The organism is Planctomycetaceae bacterium, from assembly GCA_041398825.1.
In the GTDB taxonomy this organism is placed as follows: Bacteria; Planctomycetota; Planctomycetia; order Planctomycetales; family Planctomycetaceae; genus F1-80-MAGs062.
Window position 1 is genome coordinate 176,835 of record JAWKTX010000011.1, and the last position, 21,845, is coordinate 198,679.

The window sequence follows — 21,845 nt, forward strand, 5'->3', positions numbered from 1 at the left end:
GGTCACCATCACGGCAGTACGTCAACCCAACTGCGAGACTGATGGCTGCTGAGAATCGATTCGCAAAGGACGACGTTACGATGCCCATCCGCAAATGTCGGGAAGGGAGGAGGCGTCGTGCGATCGCCGATGGCAATGTATTCGTAGAAGCAATGAAACAGCTGCTTGAACGTATCCGGAAATCCTTCGTTATGACCACCGGGATAATTTGACACGCTGGCGCCAGACTCGCCCATCAGCGATGGATCGCGGACAAGCAATTGATTGGCCTGAGCACGATGTCCAATCCAAAGTTCGTTGGGGGTCTCACTGTTCCAGGCGAGCGAAGATTCTGACCCGGCCATTTCCAGCCGAAGGCAGTTTTTTCGTCCGGCCGTGACCTGCGAAACCCAGAGACAGCCGTTGGCTCCATTTTGAAATCGCAGCATGACGGCCCCACAATCTTCGGTCGTAATCCGGACGGCCTCTGTACTGCCCGGTTCTGTGCTGCATGGTGAATCACTCTGTCCCCGACGCGACACCCCGGAAAACGTTTCGATGTGGCCGGAAGGTCGCCGACGTGTGTCGTGAATTGTCCTTAAATCGGCGCAGACCGAGGTCACAGGTTGCCCTGCAATGAATTGGACAAGGTCCAGCCAGTGGCTGCCAATATCCGCAACAGCCCGCAGCTCACCACCGTCTTCAGAATGTAAGCGCCAATTGTAGTCGGTCTCGTACAACAACCAGTCCTGCACGTAAGAGCCGGTCGCGCTGAAGACTGTTCCGACAAGACCACTTCTGACACGATCTGCAGCTTCATGGCACAATGGATAGAACCGAACATTGTAGGCGACACCGGCTGCGCAACCCGATCTGGAAGCGATGTCCACCAGCGTCGACGACTGGCTACTGTTCATCGCCAATGGCTTTTCACAAATCACATGCTTGCCAGCCTGCAGCACCGCCTTCGCCTGTTCAAAATGGAACCGATTGGGTGTCGTCAGGTGCACGGAATCAATTTCAGGATCCGCAAGTACATCAGCAAATGTGCGATGCGGACCGTGAATTCCAAGCTTTTTTGCAGACAACCGGGACTTTTCCGGGGTGGATCCAATGCTGGCCACCACTTCAATACCAGCCCGACGCAATCCTTCGACATGTACGGGGCCAATGAAACCCGTCCCAATTACGGCCGCACGAAACTTCCGCATCCGCCATTCTCCGTTATTCAGAAAAACGCAACATCCGCTTGCTGCCAATTCGTAATACCCGTGTACCATACTGCATGCAGCGTAGCGGTTGTGTTTGCTGAGATTCGGGGCCGTCGTCTTTCGAACAATCGAGCATGGCGAATTCCATCCGGTCGGTTTGTTCCTTATGGCTTGCGGTCCGAATCACGCTGCATTGAGTCTTGTATCCAAAACGTCCTCCAGAATCACTTCTGACAGGATGAGCGATCAGTCTGAGGCCCTGCCTCATTGAACCCCCGCGATGGGCAGTAATATGTACACGCTTCGCATGGCAAAACGAGTTCTCTTTGAGACAAACAAGCGTCTTCTGTGGAAGCTTGTGTGGACGATGGGATTCAAAGCAACAAGATCTGTCATGCTCCACAAGCGGCGAATCAGGAAAGGGCAGTTCTTTCCGCCTTTTCTTTACGTATCCGTCATTAACAGCTGTAATCTTCGATGTCAGGGCTGCTGGGTTGACGTCGCACACAAACAGCAGACCATTGACCTGCCGGCGATGAACAAACTCATTGCAGAGGCAAAGACGCAGGGCAACGTGTTCTTCGGCATTGTGGGTGGCGAGCCCTTCATGCATCCGGAACTCTTTGAAATCTTCGAAGCGAATCCGGATTGCTATTTCCAGGTCTTCACCAACGGTCAGTTCATTACCGACGAAAAAGCGCAACGCTTGTTCAAGCTCGGTAACGTAACTCCGCTCATCAGCGTGGAAGGCAACGAAATCATCAGTGATGAACGCCGCGGCAGATCCGGCGTCTTCAGCAAAACAATGGCAGGCATTGAGAATTGCCTGAAGCACAATGTGATGACGGGGGTCTGCACCAGCCTGAGCCAGTCGAATATTGACGACCTGCTGACCGAGAAATGGATCGATCGCCTGATCGAAATGGGCGTTTTGTATACATGGTTCCACGTCTATCGCCCGATGGGTCCGGATGCATGCACAGACCTTTGTCTGACACCCGAACAACAGCGGAGAGCTCGACAGTTCGTGGTCGACATGCGAGCAAAAAAACCCATTATCATTATCGATGCCTACTACGATGGCGACGGAAAGGCATTGTGCCCGGCCGCAAATGGCATCAGTCACCATATCAATCCATGGGGCGATATCGAACCCTGCCCAATCGTTCAGTTCTCTCAGGAATCGATTCATTCAGAAACAGACCAGCGTTCGCTGTTCGACAAATTCACCCAATCGGAATTCCTCGCAGACTTTCGCAGGTTATCTCAGGAAACGACACGTGGCTGCATCGTTCTTGAACGTCCGGAGTTGCTTAAGCAACTCGTCGACAAACACGGCGCCAAAGATTCCACCGCGAGGCAAACTGCTGCTGCTGAACTGGAATCGATGATTCCCAGAACTTCTCAGTTCCATCCCGGTTACGAAATCCCGGAAAAGAACCTCTACTACCGCCTGGCAAAGAAATTTCTTTTCAACGATTTTGGCGTCTACGCTGGCCACGACCATACCCAGTCCGCCGCACCCTACCTCCGGGACATGAACAAAGAAACCGGCAAACTCGAGAAAACGGAGACGGAATCGCCAGCTCCAGCGAACTAGTCTGCCCGAAACCCTGTCGTTACACAGCGAGAGTCATCGGGGCACATTCCGGATGGTTCGTTCTTTTTGCCGACTGTTGACGCTTTCCAACTCCCCCGATATCCTGCTGACGCAAACAAAGTACAAGCGATGAGAATTATGAGCAATCACCTCCTCAACCTGAGCTTCCTGCTACTTCTGGACTGAAGGTCGCCTCGGGTACGCAAAGTGTGATTGCAATCGGATACACCCTGAGGCCCCTAAAGCCTCGGGGTTTTTTCTTTTACAGACCGTCAAATCAGCATTCAAATTTGTCCCTGTCCTCCCTGAAAAAAACCATGCATGTCAGAAATGGCATGCATCTAGATGGAGCCTTTCCATGTCCGGTGACCAGATCATCATCTTCGACACAACACTTCGCGACGGGGAGCAGTCACCTGGCTGCAGTATGAACACCCGCGAGAAACTGGAAGTGGCACGGGCTCTGGTCGAACTTGGTGTTGATGTCATCGAAGCCGGGTTCCCGATTGCCTCGCCGGGAGACTTTGAGGCAGTGCAGCAGATTGCCCAGCGGTTTGGTGACCGCACCACCATCTGTGCACTCGCACGAAGTCGCGAAGAAGATATCAGCCGTGCGAAAGCGGCGCTGGCTGACGCTGCGAAACGCAGAATTCACGTCTTTCTCGCGACCAGCGCGATTCATCGGGAATTCAAGCTCAAGATGGACAAATCTCAGATCATTGAGCGTGCAGTCACTTCAGTGAAGATGGCGAAAGAATTTACCGACGACATTGAATTCTCGCCCGAAGACGCCGTCCGCACAGAACTGGACTTTCTTTGTGAAGTCGTGGAAGCCACCATCGCAGCGGGAGCCACGACTGTCAATATCCCGGATACAGTCGGATATGCGACACCCAATCACTACTTCAAAGTGATCACTCATCTGAAGAAGAATGTACCAAACATCGAGAAGGCTGTTATCAGCACGCATTGCCACAATGATCTTGGCCTGGCGGTGGCAAACAGTCTCTCGGCAATTGAGGCCGGGGCCCGACAAGTCGAATGCACTATCAACGGACTTGGGGAACGTGCCGGAAATGCTGCACTTGAAGAAGTTGTGATGGCTATCCGAACGCGAGCCGATTTTTACGGCGTGCATACAAAAATCAATACTCAGAAACTGATCCCGACCAGTCAACTGGTGTCGTCAATCACGGGGATGAAAGTCCAGCGCAATAAGGCGATTGTCGGGCAGAATGCATTTGCTCACGAAGCCGGTATTCATCAACACGGTGTTCTGCAGGAACGGTCGACCTATGAGATCATGCGTCCGGAAGACGTCGGATATGTAGGGCAGAATCTGGTTCTCGGAAAACATAGTGGTCGTCATGCATTTCGCGATCGCGTTGTGCAGTTGGGATTCAACCTTGATGAATCCTCACTGCAGCAGGCATTCGATGATTTCATTGCGCTTGCCGACAAGAAGAAGGAAATCTACGACGCTGATATCGTCGCACTGATCGACAACCGCCTGACGGTTTCAGCGGACCGGTGGAAACTTATCAGCTTCCACACCTCAGCAGGATCGGCCGCCGTTCCGACGGCAACGATTCAGCTTCAGTGCGAAGAACAACCAGTACTGACCGACGCAGCAACCGGCGACGGACCAATCGACGCAGTCTTCAAAACGCTTGAACGCATCATCGGTCTGACGGCCCGTCTGGAGGATTTTGATGTCCGAAGTGTTTCTGAGGGAAAAGACGCAATGGGCGAAGTTCGAATTGCGATCAACGTTTCCGGTCGACACTATCAGGGAAAAGCCGTGAGCACGGACATTATCGAAGCGGCGGCGATGGCCTACCTGAAAGCACTGAACAAAGCCGATCAGGATCGGACCAGTCCGTCGTAGATCTTCGCACTCGGTGACGCTCGGTCGCATTTGAACATTCGACTAATTGAACGGTCGAACAATTTCGCCGAAGCCGTCAGCTGCTGACGGCTTTGTTTTTTCGAGGGCCAGCCAGTACAAAAGATGGTGGCAGCGTCGTGTGGGGGCCGGGTGTTTCAATTGACTGAATTGGAGAGTCGATTCACACCCGAACAGCCCATGCGTAGAGCCACCGGAATGTGCCTCGAAATCAAACAGATGATTTCAAATATATGGCAAATCCAAACGAATAACCAACGTGTGCATCAAAAACAGTCACGCGTTGCTCAGATTCAGTAATCCCAAAACCGGCACTCAGACTTTTCACCAACGACGAAGGATAAAACAATGGGTCTGGCTGATGAGATTGAGAGACTGGAAAAGTTGCGTCAATCGGGTGTGCTCAGTGAAACTGAGTTCTACCAGGCGAAGTCACAGCTTTTGTCAGGTCAGACAGACCCGTCTCAATCATCCGGCGGCTTCAGTTTTCCAATCGGTCGGTCGCTGGGTATGGATGAGAACAGTTGGTGTATGCTGATGCATCTGTCCCAGCTCCTGAATTACACCGGTGCGGGAATTCTGGTCCCGATTGTTCTTTGGCTTGTGAGTAAGGATCGTTCAGAGAAAGCCAATCTGCACGGGATTGAGATCATTAACTTCACGATCAGCTGGCTGATTTACGTTCTGGCTGCTTCGATCCTGACGATGGCGATCATTGGGATCCCCATTCTGATTCTGCTTGCGATCCTCGGAGTCGCGTTCCCTGTCATCGGCGGAATTCAGGCATACAGTGGAAAGCTCTGGCGTTATCCGATGACAATTTCATTCATCAAGCCAGTTGGCACCCAGCCCACCACCTCAGAATTCGATTCCGGTACTTTCGCAGGCTGATCTCCGAAAAGAAGACCATTAGGTGCAAGGCAGGCTCAGCGGCTTTGGTCCAAGAGTCACAAGCACTGTCGATTTGGGTGAGTAATCCAAAACGAACTGGCGTACGCGTTCAACTGTCAACTCGTTGATTCTGCGGCGGATTTCATCCAGCGTCACGACACGCCCCATGTGATAAATGTCTCGTGCCATTGATGAGGCACGAGACATCGTCGACTCCTGCTGCATGACAAGTGAACTCTTTGCACGAGCTTTGCAGCGATCGAGTTCTTCGTCAGTGATGCCTTCGTGAAGACGATGGACTTCAGACATCGTGACATCCAGAGTTTCCTGAGCCCGTTCGGTCGTCGTTCCCGCGTAGGCGAAGACACGACCTTCATCTTTCAATGTGCTGAGAGATGCAGAGATGGCATAACACAGCCCGCGTTTTTCCCGCACCTCGGTGAAGAGCCGGGAGCTCATACCCCCACTCAGCAAACTCACGGCAGCCCATGCTTCAAAGTAACGATCATGGTTGTACGGGACACTTTCCCAGGACAGGCCGATATGCGTCTGAGTGCTGTCGTGCGTGATGTGGAAAGGCGACTCCGGCCGTGCTCCCGCCACCACTTCGAATTCTTCACCAGGGCCCCAGCCGGAAAAGGACTCTTCCAGGACACGTCGAATTTGATCAGGCGAAACATTTCCGGCGATCCCAAGGATGGACTTGTTGGGACGAACGAATCTGGAGAAGTGCTCGCGAACATCCGAATTCGAAATGTTTGGAAGGTCTTCGCGTGTTCCTTCCGAGGGATTTCCCCAGGGAGCAGCGTAACTGTAGCGACGAAGTTCGCGACCGAGTTGCTGTCGCGGCTCATCCTCCATGGCCATCAGGCCCTGCTCAATCATGTCTCGTGCCGGATCGAATTCCGCGTCATCCAGATGCGGCGAACACACCATCTTCGCGACCTCAGGGATGGCATCGCAAAGACGGTCGGCTGTGGTGGCAGCAGAAATCGTCAGGTGACCTGTTCCGCCGGAAATGTTTCGCTGCAGACCAAGATTATCCAATTGGGAACAATATTCACGAGGAGACAGCCCCCCAGCGCCACGCGGAAGCATTTCCGCAAGGATGGCGGCTGTTCCCTGTTTCGAAACCTGATCGTAGACGCTGCCGGCAGGAATCATCAATGTCATCGCCGCGGACTGCAGATCGGGCATTCTTTCGACAACGACGGACAATCCTGAGGATAAACGAAACGACTCAATTTGTTGTGTCATGTGACTCTTCGGGAATGGGATGAATGCGTTGATAAACTGCAACCAAATCAACTGACCTCACCATTCGCAGATGATTCAGCCAGCACTGAACCCGGGACCGTCAGAATCGATCGGGGGAACAAAATGCATGAAACCAGGTTATGGGTTACTGGAAACCCAGTCCCTGCCCATTCAGACGGCTTGTATCTACAGTGCCGGACGTAATGTTGAACAATCCTGGAAATCGCTTTCCGAGTTTAACGTTTGCCCCCGGGCAATACTGGCGGGCATTGCCTTCAATTGCAGCAATCCCGGGGATACGAGCGGCCAAACTGCACGAATGCAGGAATGAAGCCCCCGGGCAGGTGAGATCCTGCACGCAAAGGAACATTCCAAATTTCTGAGCCGCCGCGGCCATCAGCAATGATTCGGTTTGTCCTTTGCAGGCTTTTAACGCAACACCGGAATAGCCAAGTTCTCTGGCTTTCAAAAGTGCTTCGTAAGAAACCAGTGCTTCATCGATCACCACAGGTTTGATCTTTGAAACGGCATGCATCTCCGGGGCGCCCTCTGCGTCCAGATCTCGACTCGTCGGTTGTTCGATGTACTGAATCCGGTCGAATGCGGCGGAAGACGCCGCCTTGATACGGTTCAGGAATTCAATCACATAATCGGCGGAGCTGCATTTCTCATTGAAGTCGCATGAGTAGACCCAGGAGCTGCAACCGCGGGCCGTTTGTGCATCTGTTGCGACGCGGTCGATAGCAAGCACACGCTCAACATCCCAGTCAAGATCGTCACCGTTTAGTTTGATCTTCAAGTGTGTAAGACCATCGGCAGCAATCCACTCCGGCAGCGTGACAGGAAGCCCGTCCTGCGGGCGTTCCGTGACATCAGCTTCCGTCAGAGGATCGATCGCGCCAATCAAATGATAGAGCGGCAGAGTCGCGACAGGCTCCCGCAACGTGTACTGATCCAGGTACTCACCAGCAAACTGGTCATCCAGATACTCACTGAGATCAACATTACAAAACTCAGACGACAAGACGTTAAAGCTGCTGGCCTTGTGCAGTCGCCCATACGCGTCATGCATTGCGGCATCAACCGGGCTGGCAGCAACCAGTTGTGCAAGCGGTGGCAGTGGCTCATCAAGCCCCAGAGAACGAGCGATGCGATGGGCCTGATGATCGTATTCAGCTGACACTTCAAATTCGATCTCAAGCGGATGGCCGGTCCCGGGATAAGAATCGAACAATTCCACAACTTCCTGGGCGAAGGCCTTCATCGCCCGGTCGGTATCGGCTGGGTCCACATTTCCGGACGGCCACGCCCAAACGTTTCCAACAGGGATACTACCGTGGCCGATGGCATATCGCCCGTTTTGCGTCTCAACGGTCATGGTTGCATTCATCAACCAGGCGTGATCAACAATTCTTCCGCCAAACTTCAGAGCGGAACGGTAAGGAACCGATTCGAACGCCACGCTGACCTCTTTGATACGAATGTCGCTGGCTTTGCCGTGACCCATTACAAATTACCTCTGCGAAATGCACGTTGAGGAAGTGTGACTCAGTGAATGACTGCCCGAACAGCAAAGTTGTCGTTGCAGGCGATTCGCCCTGTGTGAAATTCTTTCGGACGAAGAATACAGCGAAGTTGACACACCATTCAATCGAACCCGGAGGTCAACCTTCCTTCAATCGATACCTGGTGCAGAAATTCAATCTCTGCATCAGCACAGAAGACATCAGTGTCAATGCCATGGTCGCAACATTCACGAACCTGCCGTCGGCGGCCCCACGGTGAAGTCACAATCCATAATTCGGTCGGTCATGGCCTGCAGCAGGGCAGGGTGCAACCCGAATGGCTGGGCAACGCTCCATACAATGCCCGGATGTGCCCTGGCCGCCTCAGCAACCAGATCCGGGATGTCCGTCGTCGAATGCCGTCCCGGAGAAAGGAAATACGGAAACACAACAATTCGTGCTGCTCCCTGTTGGACGCACCGAGCAAAGGCGGTGGCGATATCTGGTTGGGCCAGTTCCATGTGCGCCGGCTCCACAATTCCAAACATCGCCTGATCCCGCCAGCAGTTCACCGCGTCGAGCAGCATTTGGTTGCTGGCCTCACGACGGGAACCGTGGTCCACGACAATGACACCCGTTGTCGTATTCATTTCGAATCCAGCTCAAAATGCGATTCTGCCGCCATGCGAATAATCATTCTGTCTCATCGGAACGCCAGATCACTTTTGATTTGCTCATCAGGTCGTGCATCGCCTTTCGATCCGATCGGAATGCGCACATGATGAAGCCGATGTAAAACGTGATCGATGTAACGAATGCAGACGCAACTCGCCCAAACGCCTGTTTCGGCGTCAACGGCTTACCGTCATCACGCAATACAATTAACCCAAGGCTCCATTTTCCCAAAGTGGCCCTCGCAGCTCCGGATTCTCCTTTGGCAAAATAAATGCCCCACAATGCCAGCGCTGAAATTGCGTAAACAACATTGTTCAGCTTCTGACCGAGTTCCGGATAGCCATAGTAGACAAACATCAGTGCCCCCAGATAACCCAGCACAGAGGCGGGAATCAGCAGGACAATCATGATGATGTAATCCACCAGGAACGCCAGGAAACGAGGCCCGAATCCAACAGGCGTATTGTCCGGGAATTCATTCACCAGCGAAAGATCCGGCTTGAAGTAGAGACCGTAAAGACCGATGACCCGCATCATGAACACGGCTGGAAAAGACACCAGGCTGCACAGCAGTGCGTAGATAATGAACAACGCCCCAAACGTCAGCGGCAGCTCGTAAAACAAGAACCGCATGGAACCGTCGCCCATATCCACAAGGTTTGACGCCAGCCAGCCCAGCACTTCGCTCTGGGCATTCAGTGCCGTCGCCAGCAACCGAGCCTGCAAGGCGATACCAACTCCTGCCAGAATGATGGGAACCAGCAGCACCAGCACGATATTCAGGCCAGCGATATACAGCGATGGGGCAATTGTCTTGCCAAAATCGCGCGCCATCCAGTTGATCAACCACGCTCGGTATCCGTACTTTTGCGTGGTGTGAACCACGGCAGCCGGCAGAAACAACAACATCGGAAGCAGGAAGAGCACGCTCGCCAGAATCCCGGCCCCGATCTGCCCATTTCGGCCACCAGTCACGGCCAGAAGTGGAATGATCCAGATGAGCGGGGCCATCAACACAACCGGCCAGAAATAGAATCGAAAGCCCATGGTCAACGTCGCAAAGAAATCAAACTGGAAGCGTTTAATCTTCTTCTGCCCTTCCATCGTCAACTGGGCAATTTTTACGGCGAGGATCCAGCCCCAGCCCCCAAAGCCGAGCTGAAATACAATGGTCATCCCCAGCCAGAAGATTGCCGGCGGATCGCGAAAGGGCTGAAGATAGGGTGAGGGCAGGCGAATTGTCTGAGCCTCGGATTTTGCGGTGTAACGTTTTCCGTCGTACGTTGTGTTTCCACCTTTTTCGATGTTGATGACCAGAGTGTCACCTTCGATCACCCCGTTTGCTTCTTTCATGCTTTCCAGTAGCTCGGCAGTCCGTCCCTTGATGTACCAGTTATACGCGTAGCTACAAGTGCCAGCCATCGAAAGAGTTATGGACCAGATGACCGCGGTCAGCACAGCATAATTCATATGCTTCTTCAGGAATTTTCCGCCGTCACTCCAGATCTTCGAATAGAACTCCGCCGGTGGTGGTCCCTTGCGTTCTTTAATCAGACGTTGCCGCTCGCTCAATACCCCCGTGGCAATCGTCACTTTGCACTTCGGGCATTCGACGTCGTTAATGTGCACCGGAGACGCACACGCGGGACAGACTTTGCGGCGCGAGTCTTCAGCTCGATTGAGATCGATTCCACCAAACAAATCACCGCCAAATGCGTTTGCATCCCCGCTGTCGGTCTCCTCAGCAGGAGGGCGACGACGACGACGCGGCTCACCGGCATTTCCACCAGTCGGCGCAGATCCGGCGGGAACGGGAACCTTGACCTTCCCGCCACAACTCTTGCAGAGCACGACGCGACCAGCTGCCTTTTCAGGCACATTCAAAACGGCCTCGCAGGCACGGCAGCGAACCTTGATCGGCATGATGTCCTCTTAAACGATCTCTTCAACCGAAACTTCGAACCCCGCAAAATGGGAGAGTGGGTTCAATTTAACCGATCAAACCCCCGCGGGCACAGCGATTTCGGCAGCTTCCAGGCTGTTGGCCCCATTTTCAGCTCACACTTCGCGACATTCGTCAGATTTGGAGACATAAGAATCACCCAGCAACTCTCGACGCCAGTTTTCGCCGCCAAATCGACTTAAAAGCCATTCCAGAATAGCAATGGGACGGTCCATCTGTTCGCTGCCGACAGCCAGATCAGGCTCGACAATGTCAAACCCATCCAGGGAAAGGTGAATTCCCCACCCCTCTCGAGCGGCAAAAACGTTCATTCGATCCATCACCCGTTTCGCCCACACAATGCCGAAAAAGTCCCGAAATACAAACCAGCACCGATTTCCGGCGGAAAGTGCATCGAGCGGCTTTCTTGATCGCAGTTCGGTAAGTCGGCGAAGCCACAAATAACCTGCGACTGGGGGGAAACCTGATGCGATCCACGGCAATAGCCCAGCGTTGTGCCATCCCGCGACCGGTCCGATTCGCGCCATGATGGCAGCCGTGTAAAGAACGGCAGCCGTGGTATTTGCCGTCCCGAAGTAGTTTCCAAATGCCATCAGCAATACCAGGAGAAATCCAAGGACGGCGGGCCCCCCAAGCTCGATGGGCGATTGCCCCTTCGACTGAAATGCTTCCGAAATTGCCGGCCACAATAGCACGAGAATCATTGGAGCGACCACGAAAACGGACCATGCCCGCCCCCCGGGCATTCTGGCTCCAAGGACGCTGACCATGGGAGCCAGCATGAAAACTCCGGCGACATACCCAGCCAGATGCCGCGCAGATATCCACGCGAATGAGTTTGGGATGTGAGAATCCAGTCCATCGATGCCAAGCAAAGTCGACAGACAACAGATGAACCAGGCCGCCAGCATCCAGTTCCACGCGGCCCGCAGCGAATTCCCACTGGCTGCCCTCCGCAATCGAATCAGAAGAAGCAGTTCCCAAAATCTCATCACACATTCGAAGGCTGTCACGGGCTCAAACTCAGGGGAAAAGGCGGGCATCGTTCGGCAATTGAGGAGCAAAGGATAAGCGAATTATCGGAAACCTGTCCGTTTAGACCCCTCCCTGATCTGATGATCTTCATTGTGGGGATTTTTGCAAATTCAACCAATGTGCCCTGCAATTCACTTCCGATGATAATGCGGGGAGTGCCTTCGACGACGCTTGTTTGCTCTGTGGGGGAAAGATTGGTCCCGCACAGGTGGTTCCGAGGGCCTCACCGAGAGATCAATGAAAGTGTGGCGCTAAATCAAATTTGAATCCGAAGATGTCGGACAGGCAGTCTAACGGGATGCCAGCTGACAGGTTCTCTCAAGTCGCATGAGGAATCTAAAGGATTTCGTCAGCATCTCGAAACGTGGGGGTTAAGAAATGAATTTACGTCGACCCTGGGTCATCCTGCTCGCAGGAGTCCTGTCAGCCTCCGGCAGTGGGTGCGCCGTTTACAATGCGGTCACATCCACGTCGCATTCTTCATCGGGCCCCAACGGGACTGCGGAGCGGTTCGTATCAATCGGAAGAACGTTTGAAAACCAGAGCCGATACGATCAAGCCGAAATGATGTATCGTAAAGCTCTGCGAATCCGCCCCAATGATGAAACCATCCAGAGTCACTTGACACAGCTTGCTGACCGGCGAGCTGGCAGAGATTTCGGTGCCGACTCCATCGATCGAGCCGTCGCGATGGCAGACGCAGTCAGCGGCCGGAAAACTTCCAGCTTCCTCGCTGCCGAAGCAAAGGCCGTTGCCGTTGAAGCAGCCCTCTCCGGGATACCTGAGCAGGCCGAAAAGCTGGTTCCTTCGAATTCAGGCACTGCTTCTTTGAATTCAGTAGAACTGGAAAACCTTCCCACGATTGCTCAGGCTGCCGGGACAATTGCTGTTGAGCAATCCGCTGTCTCGACCTCCGGACGAATGAGAATCTCTGAATGGTCTGAGGAAGAGACGGATCCTGCCGGACTTGTTCTGCTCAGCGAGTCATCCGCTGACGAGACCTGGGACGATGTGGCTCCGATTCCACCACAGATCGATGCATTTGTCGATGTCCCACTGCCAGCGCCATCGGATACCAATCTCGTTTCGATGGACCAGCTCTACGCAGCAACTGATGATATTGAAGCCAACGTGACCGTGATCATCCGTGCGTTGCAACATGGAGACAGCACGGACACCAAGACCCTGGCGGCAGCACTGCTGGGAGACTGCCAATCCAATGCGGCTGAATCATCGTCGGCACTGTCTGCGGCTCTGAAAACCGAATCCGATCAGGGACTGTTGCTGGCAATTGCTGATTCCCAAACTCAACGCGGCATCGCAGACGAGTCGACGGTTCAGACTCTGTTGAGCATCAGTCGCGACGCAACATCACCTCATCAGGTTCAGGCGGTTTCCAGCCTTAGATACTTCGCAGCGTCGCCTGCCGCTCGGCAGTGCGAGCAGCATTTGGCACACCTGGTCGACACAGGCAGCGAGAATGTCAGAGCGGCAGCCGTGCTGACCCTGGCAGACTTCGAGGAGTCAGCCATTACGCTGACTGCACTGGAAGAACTTGTCTCCGATGACAACGAAGAAAGAGTGCGAGAAGCCGCGCGAGCTGCCATCGAACGAAAAAAAGTACAGACCGCACCCGCAGGCAGGTCGTCTCTCTGAGGCCGGTCTGCGTCTGATTTTCAGCGTACGTTCAAGTTTCCGACAGTAAATCTGTACAGCACAACCAGCGACACTGACGTCGCAGGATGGAGTGTTCAGGGATGATCAAGATAAATCTAAGAACCCTACTAGCGCTGATGTTTTGTGCAACAGCCGGATGCTCTGCAATTCACGACACTGTTGTGGAACAAGAGATGAGCGTGCGTAACTTTGTGCTCGCTCAAAAAGCCTGGGGGGAATGGTCGTGGTGCTACGAAGACCTCGACTACCCATTGCATTTCGCAAAGGGCTTCAAAGACGGATACCGTAACATCCTTGAGGGTGGTAATGGCTGCCAGCCGACGCTGCCGCCAAAGTGTTACTGGAAGCCCCAGTTTCAGAGCCCTGAGGGTCGCTGCAAGACGACCGCATGGTTTGACGGGTTCTCACACGGCGCACTGGCTGCACAACAAGACGGCTACGGAAGTCTGCAGGAGATTCCGATCTCTCCGACAGCCCGCGCGAACCTGATGACTCGCTTGTCGACACCGGCTGCGTTTCCATTTCAGGGCATGAGTACTCCATCGGTTCCTGCCCCTGATTCAATGATTGAAGTCCCAAGGCAGATGCCTGATACACAACTGCAGCAGGCAATTCCTCTGCCAACGATGGGCGATGGAGAGTCATTAAACGGCCCTGCGGTTCCGCCTGTGCGGAGCTACGAAGAGTAATTCAACCACTCCCGAGAGTTGATCGTCTGGTATTTTTCTTGTTCTGTGAGTCACAGAATCGCTCATGGAGAGCGAAGCGACTGGATCATTCCGGCATCGCGTTGGAGATTGTTTCATGCATAATCAACATCAGCCATGTAGTTCTCAGTCACGCTTGACTGGCCAACCGCCAAGGCCGGGAATCATCCAGACATCCCTCTTCGCTCCGATCGCGCTGCTGCTGGGGGCTGTGGCAACTTTGTCCGGCTGCCAGACAATCGACGCGGTCCCGGTTTCACGGGTGCCCAGAGCTCTTCTTCAGGGCGACCTCAAGGACAAGTACGAAGACATTTCCCTGCTCCGTCTGCGACAGGATCCTCCGGATGTTTATCTTCTGGGGCCCGGCGATGTACTTGGGATTTCCATCGACAAGATCATCGGAAGCGCAGAATCACTGCCTCCGGTTCACTATCCGGAAGATTCAAATCTGCCTCCGGCAATCGGATATCCAGTACCTGTTCGAGAAGATGGAACCGTTGCACTGCCACTCGTTGACGCAGTCAAGGTCGGTGGAATGTCGCTTGTAGAAGCAACCGCCAAAATCCGAAACGCCTACATCTACCCGAAGGCGTACATCAAGGAAGGCCAGGACGACAAAGTTATCCTGACGCTTATTCGGAAGAGGACAACCCGAGTGCTGGTGATCCGGGAAGAGTCTGGTGGAGCAGCTGATATATCCAAGCGGGGTACAGGCCACATTGTCGACCTGCCCGCGTACGAAAATGACGTCCTGACCGCCCTGAGCAAGACCGGTGGGATGCCCGGTACGGATGCAAAGAATGAAGTTCTCATCTACCGGGGAATGTATTCTGACGCAGTCAGCTACGATTCGATCATGAACAATCTGTGCCTGGATGCCTGTCAGGATCCCTGCTTCTGCAACGAAGCTCCCGTTCCTGACCCACCCAATCTGACCCGCATCCCATTGCGATATAACCCTGCAAATCCTCCGGCATTCAATCAGAATGATGTGATCCTGAGCGAAGGCGACATCCTGATCATTCGAAGTCGGGACAAGGAAACATTCTTCACGGCAGGAGTTCTGGGAGGCGGAGAGCATCCACTACCTCGAGACAAAGATCTGGACATTATCGGAGCCATTGCTCTTGCAGGTGGTCCACTTGGAAATGCCGGCACCGGAGTCATGGCGATCGGAGGCCGTGGTGGAATGGGCGGAGGAGGACGAGGTGGCTCATCCGGAACAAATTGCCAGCCATCTGAAGCCATTATCATTCGTGAACTGCCATGCGGTGACCAGATCTCAATGAAGGTGAACCTCAATCGCGCCCTGCAATATCGCTCTGAGCGAGTGCTCATCCAGCCGGGAGATGTGATCGTGCTGCGATACACACTGGCGGAAGAAGTTGGTAACGCACTGCTGAACCTTGTCCAGTTCAACTTCCTGATGAACGGTTTCGGCGGCGGCCGGTTCTAAGAGCCCTTTGCAATCCAGACAATCGACGAGCTGAGGCACGAAAGTGTCTCAGCTTTTTTCGTTGTTCCAGTCCTGAAGCCTCATCGCTTCTGTGAGTGCGCTGCGTAACCCTTTTGCAATCTGTAGTCCATGCGCCTTTCGGTCGCCTGAACAAAGCCGTTGGTTGACTTCAACTTCAATTCCACAGTACACCGCAGCGCAGGAAAGATGCTCCGTCGTTTTTCGGAGTTGAGTCGTCAATCCATCCGCGGCACCTCGATATGGCTGATTGCAGTGCAAACGCCACCCGGGAAAGACCGCGCGAAGGTTTCGCTTCCATTCACGACACAGGTCTTTTTCTGTCTTACGACGCGGATCATAAAGCAACCCGATATCTGTGGTTCTGCAGACGCCATCGAATACAGGAGTAAATGAATGCATCGAAATATGCACGACATTGTTGCCCTGATCCAGCTGGCTGCAAATGAAGTCCGTCACCCTTTTGCGGTAGGGCCGGTAGTACTTCTCCAGAATGAGTTGCCTTTCTGAGCCGCTCAGACCAACGGTAAACTCAGAGAACAACTGTTTGTGCCACGTCGATCGATTCAGTTCGACGAGCAACCGAGATATGGTCGAAAAATACAATGGAGCCTTCAGGTCACTGGCGAACGTTCTGGCAATTCCCAACGCACCAGGATCCCATCCCCGATGCGACGAAAGAACTTTCGATGCATTGGCGAACAGAGGTTGGTAGTCGGCAGGAATATGGTTTCCACCATGCTCACAGGTCACGACAACCTGAGTTTGCTGGTGAGGGCTCTCAGCAATGTTCCCTGCCGAGTCCGCAGTGCGGACCGTCGTTTTCTTAGCTGGCATTGATGTGCTGACTCAGCCACTCCAGTGGTAATCCGATATGGCAGACATGGATCCTGCCCGTGAGCGAAGTAGCCGCTGGATGATCGAAGCCTCGTTTGCGGGCCACGAAACTCACCGTTTCGTCAGCTTTCACGCACGTCTCCAGTGCCTCCCCCGTGTCGCAGTTCATCCCCGACGGAAGATCTACTGAAAGTACCCGGGCCGAACATCGATTGATCGCATGGATCACGGATCGATACGGCTCACGCGGCGGGCCGGTTAATCCCGTACCCAACAGGGCATCGACGACCCAATCCGATTCGTTGAGCTGTCCCAGAACTAAGCCGAGCTGCTCCGGCGAAGTCCGATTTGGAAAAAGGCCCGCGTTCATCAGAATCCTTTCGTTAAGCTCCGCGTCACCTTGCAGCAACTTCCCGTCGTCAACGATCACTGTGCTGGCTGACCGGCCATTCGCAGACAGTAAGCGAGCCAGCGCCAAACCATCCCCTCCGTTATTCCCGGTGCCGCAGACAATCAGAACCCTGGGGTGCGGCTCGTCGTCCAGCTTCTCCATCAGGATGTCGCACAGTCCTCGAGCTGCGTTCTCCATCAGCAGTGCTCCCGGAATCCCAAGCTCCCTGATCGCGCACGCATCAATGTTCCGGACCTGATCCCGGCTCAATGAATGATTGAGTGAAGACATCGGAGCCCTGACGTGAATACAAATTGATCCCGATTTATGCAGCGTTTTCGACCTGACACAGCGCAACAGAATGGCTTTTGGGGGGATTATACAAACCAGACTAGTATTCTCCGTAGTGTCCGCTGCAGAATTCGTTTCACAAATTCGAACAAACTTTCGTTTCTGAAAGCCCGGTTATTCAGGCCGCCAAACTCGATCAGACAGAGTCACTAAGATGAATCAGGACCAAGCTCCACTGACAACACTGGTGCCGCTTCTCGAACGACTTCGCTCCAATTGCGAACAATATGATCAGATCAATCGGACGGTATCAGATCAGCTGTTCCAAATGGATGCCGCCGAAAATGAATCGCGAGAACAGATCCTCCAGCACCACCGCACTGCTTCCGAGACCGTTCTGCGTCAAATCGAAGACGAATTCACAAGCCGATGCAGAATCATCGAAGAGACAGCAGACAGCCAGCGATCAACAACACTCACCGAACGCCAAAATCAAATCAATGAACAGTCCACGGCATTTGAACAGGCGAAAACGGCCCACGTCCGTGCGCTCGAAAGTGAACTCTGGGTCCTGCAGTCGGTCTGCGACGAGAACGGCGAAGATACTCCCGTTTCACAATATCAAAAGGCCAGAAGCATCTTTCTCAACCGGCAAACAGACAATGAGCAGGCCCTCGAGAGCATTTCCTCGCGGATGAAGGACGCAAAGGCATTTCTCGCGCGATGCCACACAGGCATGGACGACACACCATTAACTCCCAACCTGAAACCCGCCAGAGCCGACGTTAATCTGGAACATGTCGTTGTCGAATCGAATACTGCCCACGCTGCAGTCGACAAACTCTTCGGTCTGAAGTCCACAGGACTACTTATCGGTCTGCGTCCATTCGTGATGGCAATTCTGATAACGCTGGCCGTTGCGATTCCCGTTACCACCCTGAAAGCCGATTTGAGGTCCTTCGTGAATCCTGAAATCACATCGCCTGACTGGGGCTGGCTGGGAGTCAGTTTCTTAATCGGCGGCGGTGCTGCTGCGCTACTTGTGGGAACACTCGTTCTGACAACGCAATCGAAACTTCGCAGTTTCTTCGAGCAGATCCAGCAATCGGCATCTAACGCTCAGCATGCAGCAGCCACATGGAAGACTCAGACCGAACGCGAACTTATCAAGATGCGAAAGTCCGCCAAACGATGGCAAAAAGAGATGACAAACCTGAGAGACAAACACACACAGGCTCTTCATGGGGGAGCTGACAGTCAACTCGAAGAAATGCGACGGCAGCTGAATCACAACACGAACATCATTGCTCAATACTACGACCAGCAGATTGTCGACATTGAGGCCCGGCGAGACCGAGATCAGCAGATGATGAATCAATGGAAACAGACAGAAACAGCTCGAATGACTGAGCATCTCAGGGGAGAATTGACGGCCGCACTTCAGAAACTCGAAAGCGACATCCAGCACCAATCCGAAACTCTGAAGACTCATCGGGAACAGGTACTTCAGCGATGGGAACACGAATCGAAAATGGCCATTGCAATTGCGAATGGCAGTACCGCAGCTGTCGGTGAATTAAACGAATGGCCGCACCTGCGAGACGGCACCTGGACCGCACCGGAATATCTGCCCGAAGCAATCCCGGCCGGCCGGATCGATTTCACAATATCGCTGCCGCCTCAGGACAACGCCACCCCGGTGAAGTCCTCGATCAGTCTGCCCGCCGTGCTTCGATTCCCTTCTGATACTTCCATTCTTGTCCAGCATGATGCCGCTTCTCGAGAGACCGCCCTGGAATTTGTACGTGCCATTCTTCTCAAACTGCTGACAACAATTACTCCCGGGCGCGTGCAGTTTACTCTGATTGACCCGGTTGGACTCGGACAGAGTTTTTCCGCGATGATGCATATGGCCGACTTTGACGAACTCTTAATTGGAAGTCGCATCTGGACCGACGCAACTCAGATCAGGGATCGCCTGCAAAAAGTGACTGAGCATATGGAGAATGTCTTCCAGACCTATTTGCGAAGCGAGTTCGAAACGATCGAACAATACAACGCCTCAGCAGGTGAAGTTGCAGAACCCTATCACTTTGTTGTCGTCGCAGGTTTCCCAACGGGGATTTCCGAGGAAGCCTCCAGACATCTTTCGAGCATACTGACAAGTGGTCCGCGATGTGGCGTTCATGCAATCATCACGCACGATCCTTCAATTCCGGCTCCTCGCTTATTTGATCTGAACGTTCTCAGGAATCAGTGTCTGACATTTCGCGCGGGAAAGGGTCAGGTCGAATTTCAGACAGAAGAACCGGTCCAGCTGAAGTTCACCGCGCTGAAGCCACCCGAATCAGGCCAGTACGTCGCGATCGTACGAGCTGTTGGCGAGAAATCGAAGAATGCTCGTCGTGTTGAAGTCTCCTTTTCCCGAATTGCCCCGTCCAATGACCAGATCTGGAGTCTCTCAACGGCGGACGGAATCGACCTCCCCATCGGACGGGCCGGGGCAGCAAGATTACAATACCTGCGACTGGGGCGTGGTACGAGCCAGCACATCATGATTGCGGGGAAAACCGGATCGGGCAAATCGACCCTGCTGCATATTCTCATCACCAATCTCGCCCTTCACTACAGTCCCAACGAAATCCAGTTCTTTCTGATCGACTTCAAGAAGGGGGTAGAATTTCGAACCTACGCAGCAAACCAATTGCCACATGCAAAGGTCATTGCAATTGAGAGCGACCGGGAATTCGGTTTAAGTGTCCTCGAGCGACTGGATGAAATTCTCCAGGAAAGGGGAGAACTGTTTCGCAGCCGTGGCGTTCAGGATGTTCCATCCTTCCGGGAGAAATTCCCGAATGAAACGATGCCTCGACTGCTCCTGCTGATCGATGAATTCCAGGAATTCTTCGTCGCGGAAGACCGTGTGTCATCTCGAGCATCATTACTTCTGGACCGACTGGTACGTCAGGGACGAGCCTTCGGGGTCCATGTCATCCTGGGTTCCCAGACACTCGGTGGCGCTTATTCGCTGGCGCGAAGTACGCTGGGGCAGGTCGCCGTTCGCATCGCGCTGCAATGCAGCGAAGGTGACGCACATCTGATCCTCAGTGAGGAAAATTCAGCCGCTCGGCTGCTCACACGTCCCGGTGAAGCCATCTACAACGATGCCAACGGAATGACGGAAGGCAACCACCCATTCCAGATTGCGTGGATGACAGAACGTCGCAGAGAACAGGCAATTCAGGACATGCTCCAGTATGACCGGAAACATGCTGGCATTCAGCCACTTCAGTCAGAAAGTCGCATGATTGTCTTCGAAGGAAACGTGGCCCCTTCGGCAGAACTTTGCGGGCCTCTGAACGCCTGGCTCGCGAGCGAAACGGATGCCACTCGCCGTGTCTCCGAATATCTGCCCATCTGGATCGGCGAACCCGTAGCGATTGCGTCCCCAGTTTGCGTCGAGCTCAGGAGGGCAAGCGGACAGAATCTATTGATTGTGGGACAGGATACTGACCTTGCAGATTCCATTTTGCTGATGTCGGCGCTGGCGTGCTTTCACCCCAATCACCAGGGACAGTTCATTCTGCTGCATGACCAGCGTGACCGGGAAGCCGTCACGCGGATGACAGAAATGCTTGCCGTACTGAACTCACCCGTCTACTCGATGCGAACGGTCACGGAAACGGACGCAGTCATTTCGGAGCTGCATCAAAAACTAATCCTGCGAGAGACCACTATCGCAGACGGAGAAAAGCCGGAGATTGTCTGCGCAATTCGCAACCTGGGCCAGTTCCGCACTCTGCGCAGAGATGATGATGAATACGGTTTCGGCGGTTTCGGTGAACGCAAGCCCGAGACAACGAGCAGCCTTCTCACAGACTTAATCAAGCGTGGCCCTTTGGTTGGAATCCACCTGATCATCTGGTCGGATACATACAGCAATGCCACCCGATGGCTCGCAAACTCGATGATGCGGGAGTTCGAATATCGAATCGCCTTCCGCATGAACCAAACAGACTCTGCCAGCCTGCTGGACACGCCAGTTGCCTCCTCACTGAGTCCGGGCCGCGCCATTCTTTACCGGGATCAAACCGGAACTGCCGACAAATTTCGACCGTTCGCCTGGCCGACAACAAAATGGCTGCGTAATCAAACGGGTGCTGACGAACAGAATCGCCTTGGGACAACAACAGACGAAGTCGTCTTACCCACCAGCGAACAAACCGGCGAAATCACCCTGTCAACGGCACCGAGCCAGAGTGCACCCGACATTCAGGAAACGGCCCCCGCTCCAGCGACCCACGCAAACACAACTCCTTCCGAACACTCAGAATCCGTAATCGATTCAGGCGACATGGACGACGATTTGGAAGCCTTTGATATCAACTCCATCACCATCGAATGACCGACAACAGAAGCAGAAGGTTCAGATTTCTGTGATGTTCG

15 protein-coding genes are annotated in these 21,845 nt (G+C 53.7%); 7 read left to right on the forward strand and 8 right to left on the reverse strand.

Annotated features, from left to right (window positions below; genetic code table 11):
- Positions 1-8: 8 nt before the first annotated feature.
- Positions 9-1,190, reverse strand: a complete 1,182-nt coding sequence (locus tag R3C20_19570) for a Gfo/Idh/MocA family oxidoreductase (protein ID MEZ6042703.1) — start codon at positions 1,188-1,190, stop codon at positions 9-11.
- Positions 1,191-1,470: 280 nt separating this feature from the next.
- Between R3C20_19570 and R3C20_19575 the strand changes: the two genes are divergently transcribed.
- The 3 genes from R3C20_19575 (at position 1,471) to R3C20_19585 (ending at position 5,587) form a co-directional block, all read left to right on the forward strand.
- Positions 1,471-2,790, forward strand: a complete 1,320-nt coding sequence (locus R3C20_19575; GenBank protein MEZ6042704.1) for a radical SAM protein — start codon at positions 1,471-1,473, stop codon at positions 2,788-2,790.
- 358 nt (positions 2,791-3,148) lie between these two features.
- On the forward strand, positions 3,149-4,678 hold the full coding sequence (locus R3C20_19580; GenBank protein ID MEZ6042705.1) for a 2-isopropylmalate synthase: 1,530 nt from the start codon (positions 3,149-3,151) through the stop codon (positions 4,676-4,678).
- Positions 4,679-5,044: 366 nt separating this feature from the next.
- Complete coding sequence (locus R3C20_19585) at positions 5,045-5,587, forward strand: DUF4870 domain-containing protein (protein ID MEZ6042706.1); 543 nt, start codon at positions 5,045-5,047, stop codon at positions 5,585-5,587.
- Between the two features lie 18 nt (positions 5,588-5,605).
- Here R3C20_19585 and R3C20_19590 read toward each other — a convergent pair whose 3' ends face one another.
- The 5 genes from R3C20_19590 to R3C20_19610 form a co-directional block, all read right to left on the reverse strand.
- Entirely contained in the window at positions 5,606-6,844 is a 1,239-nt protein-coding gene (locus tag R3C20_19590; protein ID MEZ6042707.1) for a pitrilysin family protein, read from the reverse strand.
- Positions 6,845-6,989: 145 nt separating this feature from the next.
- Positions 6,990-8,351, reverse strand: coding sequence for an enolase C-terminal domain-like protein (locus R3C20_19595; GenBank protein ID MEZ6042708.1), 1,362 nt, complete (start codon positions 8,349-8,351; stop codon positions 6,990-6,992).
- Positions 8,352-8,597: 246 nt separating this feature from the next.
- Positions 8,598-8,999, reverse strand: a complete 402-nt coding sequence (locus tag R3C20_19600) for a CbiX/SirB N-terminal domain-containing protein (GenBank protein MEZ6042709.1) — start codon at positions 8,997-8,999, stop codon at positions 8,598-8,600.
- Positions 9,000-9,042: 43 nt separating this feature from the next.
- Positions 9,043-10,947, reverse strand: coding sequence for an RDD family protein (locus R3C20_19605; GenBank protein MEZ6042710.1), 1,905 nt, complete (start codon positions 10,945-10,947; stop codon positions 9,043-9,045).
- Positions 10,948-11,082: 135 nt separating this feature from the next.
- Positions 11,083-12,030, reverse strand: coding sequence for a hypothetical protein (locus R3C20_19610; GenBank protein ID MEZ6042711.1), 948 nt, complete (start codon positions 12,028-12,030; stop codon positions 11,083-11,085).
- Between the two features lie 370 nt (positions 12,031-12,400).
- Between R3C20_19610 and R3C20_19615 the strand changes: the two genes are divergently transcribed.
- The 3 genes from R3C20_19615 to R3C20_19625 all read left to right on the forward strand — a co-directional run bounded on the left by R3C20_19615 (position 12,401) and on the right by R3C20_19625 (position 15,862).
- Positions 12,401-13,678 carry a HEAT repeat domain-containing protein gene (locus tag R3C20_19615; GenBank protein MEZ6042712.1) on the forward strand — a complete coding sequence of 426 codons (1,278 nt, stop codon included), beginning with the start codon at positions 12,401-12,403 and terminating at the stop codon, positions 13,676-13,678.
- Between the two features lie 194 nt (positions 13,679-13,872).
- Positions 13,873-14,388: a hypothetical protein gene (locus R3C20_19620; protein ID MEZ6042713.1), complete on the forward strand. Its 516-nt coding sequence runs from the start codon at positions 13,873-13,875 to the stop codon at positions 14,386-14,388.
- Positions 14,389-14,503: 115 nt separating this feature from the next.
- Positions 14,504-15,862 (forward strand): polysaccharide biosynthesis/export family protein, encoded by a 1,359-nt coding sequence (locus R3C20_19625; protein ID MEZ6042714.1) that lies wholly within the window; start codon positions 14,504-14,506, stop codon positions 15,860-15,862.
- A gap of 48 nt (positions 15,863-15,910) precedes the next feature.
- Here R3C20_19625 and R3C20_19630 read toward each other — a convergent pair whose 3' ends face one another.
- Together R3C20_19630 and R3C20_19635 are read right to left on the reverse strand one after the other, a co-directional pair.
- On the reverse strand, positions 15,911-16,717 hold the full coding sequence (locus tag R3C20_19630) for an N-formylglutamate amidohydrolase (GenBank protein MEZ6042715.1): 807 nt from the start codon (positions 16,715-16,717) through the stop codon (positions 15,911-15,913).
- A complete protein-coding gene (locus R3C20_19635; GenBank protein MEZ6042716.1) occupies positions 16,707-17,399 on the reverse strand; it encodes an NAD(P)H-hydrate epimerase in 693 nt (230 codons plus the stop codon). The genes R3C20_19630 and R3C20_19635 overlap by 11 nt, the downstream gene beginning before the upstream one ends.
- 214 nt (positions 17,400-17,613) lie before the next feature.
- Here R3C20_19635 and R3C20_19640 point away from each other — a divergent pair, with 214 nt between their 5' ends.
- Positions 17,614-21,804, forward strand: coding sequence for an FtsK/SpoIIIE domain-containing protein (locus R3C20_19640; protein ID MEZ6042717.1), 4,191 nt, complete (start codon positions 17,614-17,616; stop codon positions 21,802-21,804).
- Positions 21,805-21,845: the final 41 nt, after the last annotated feature.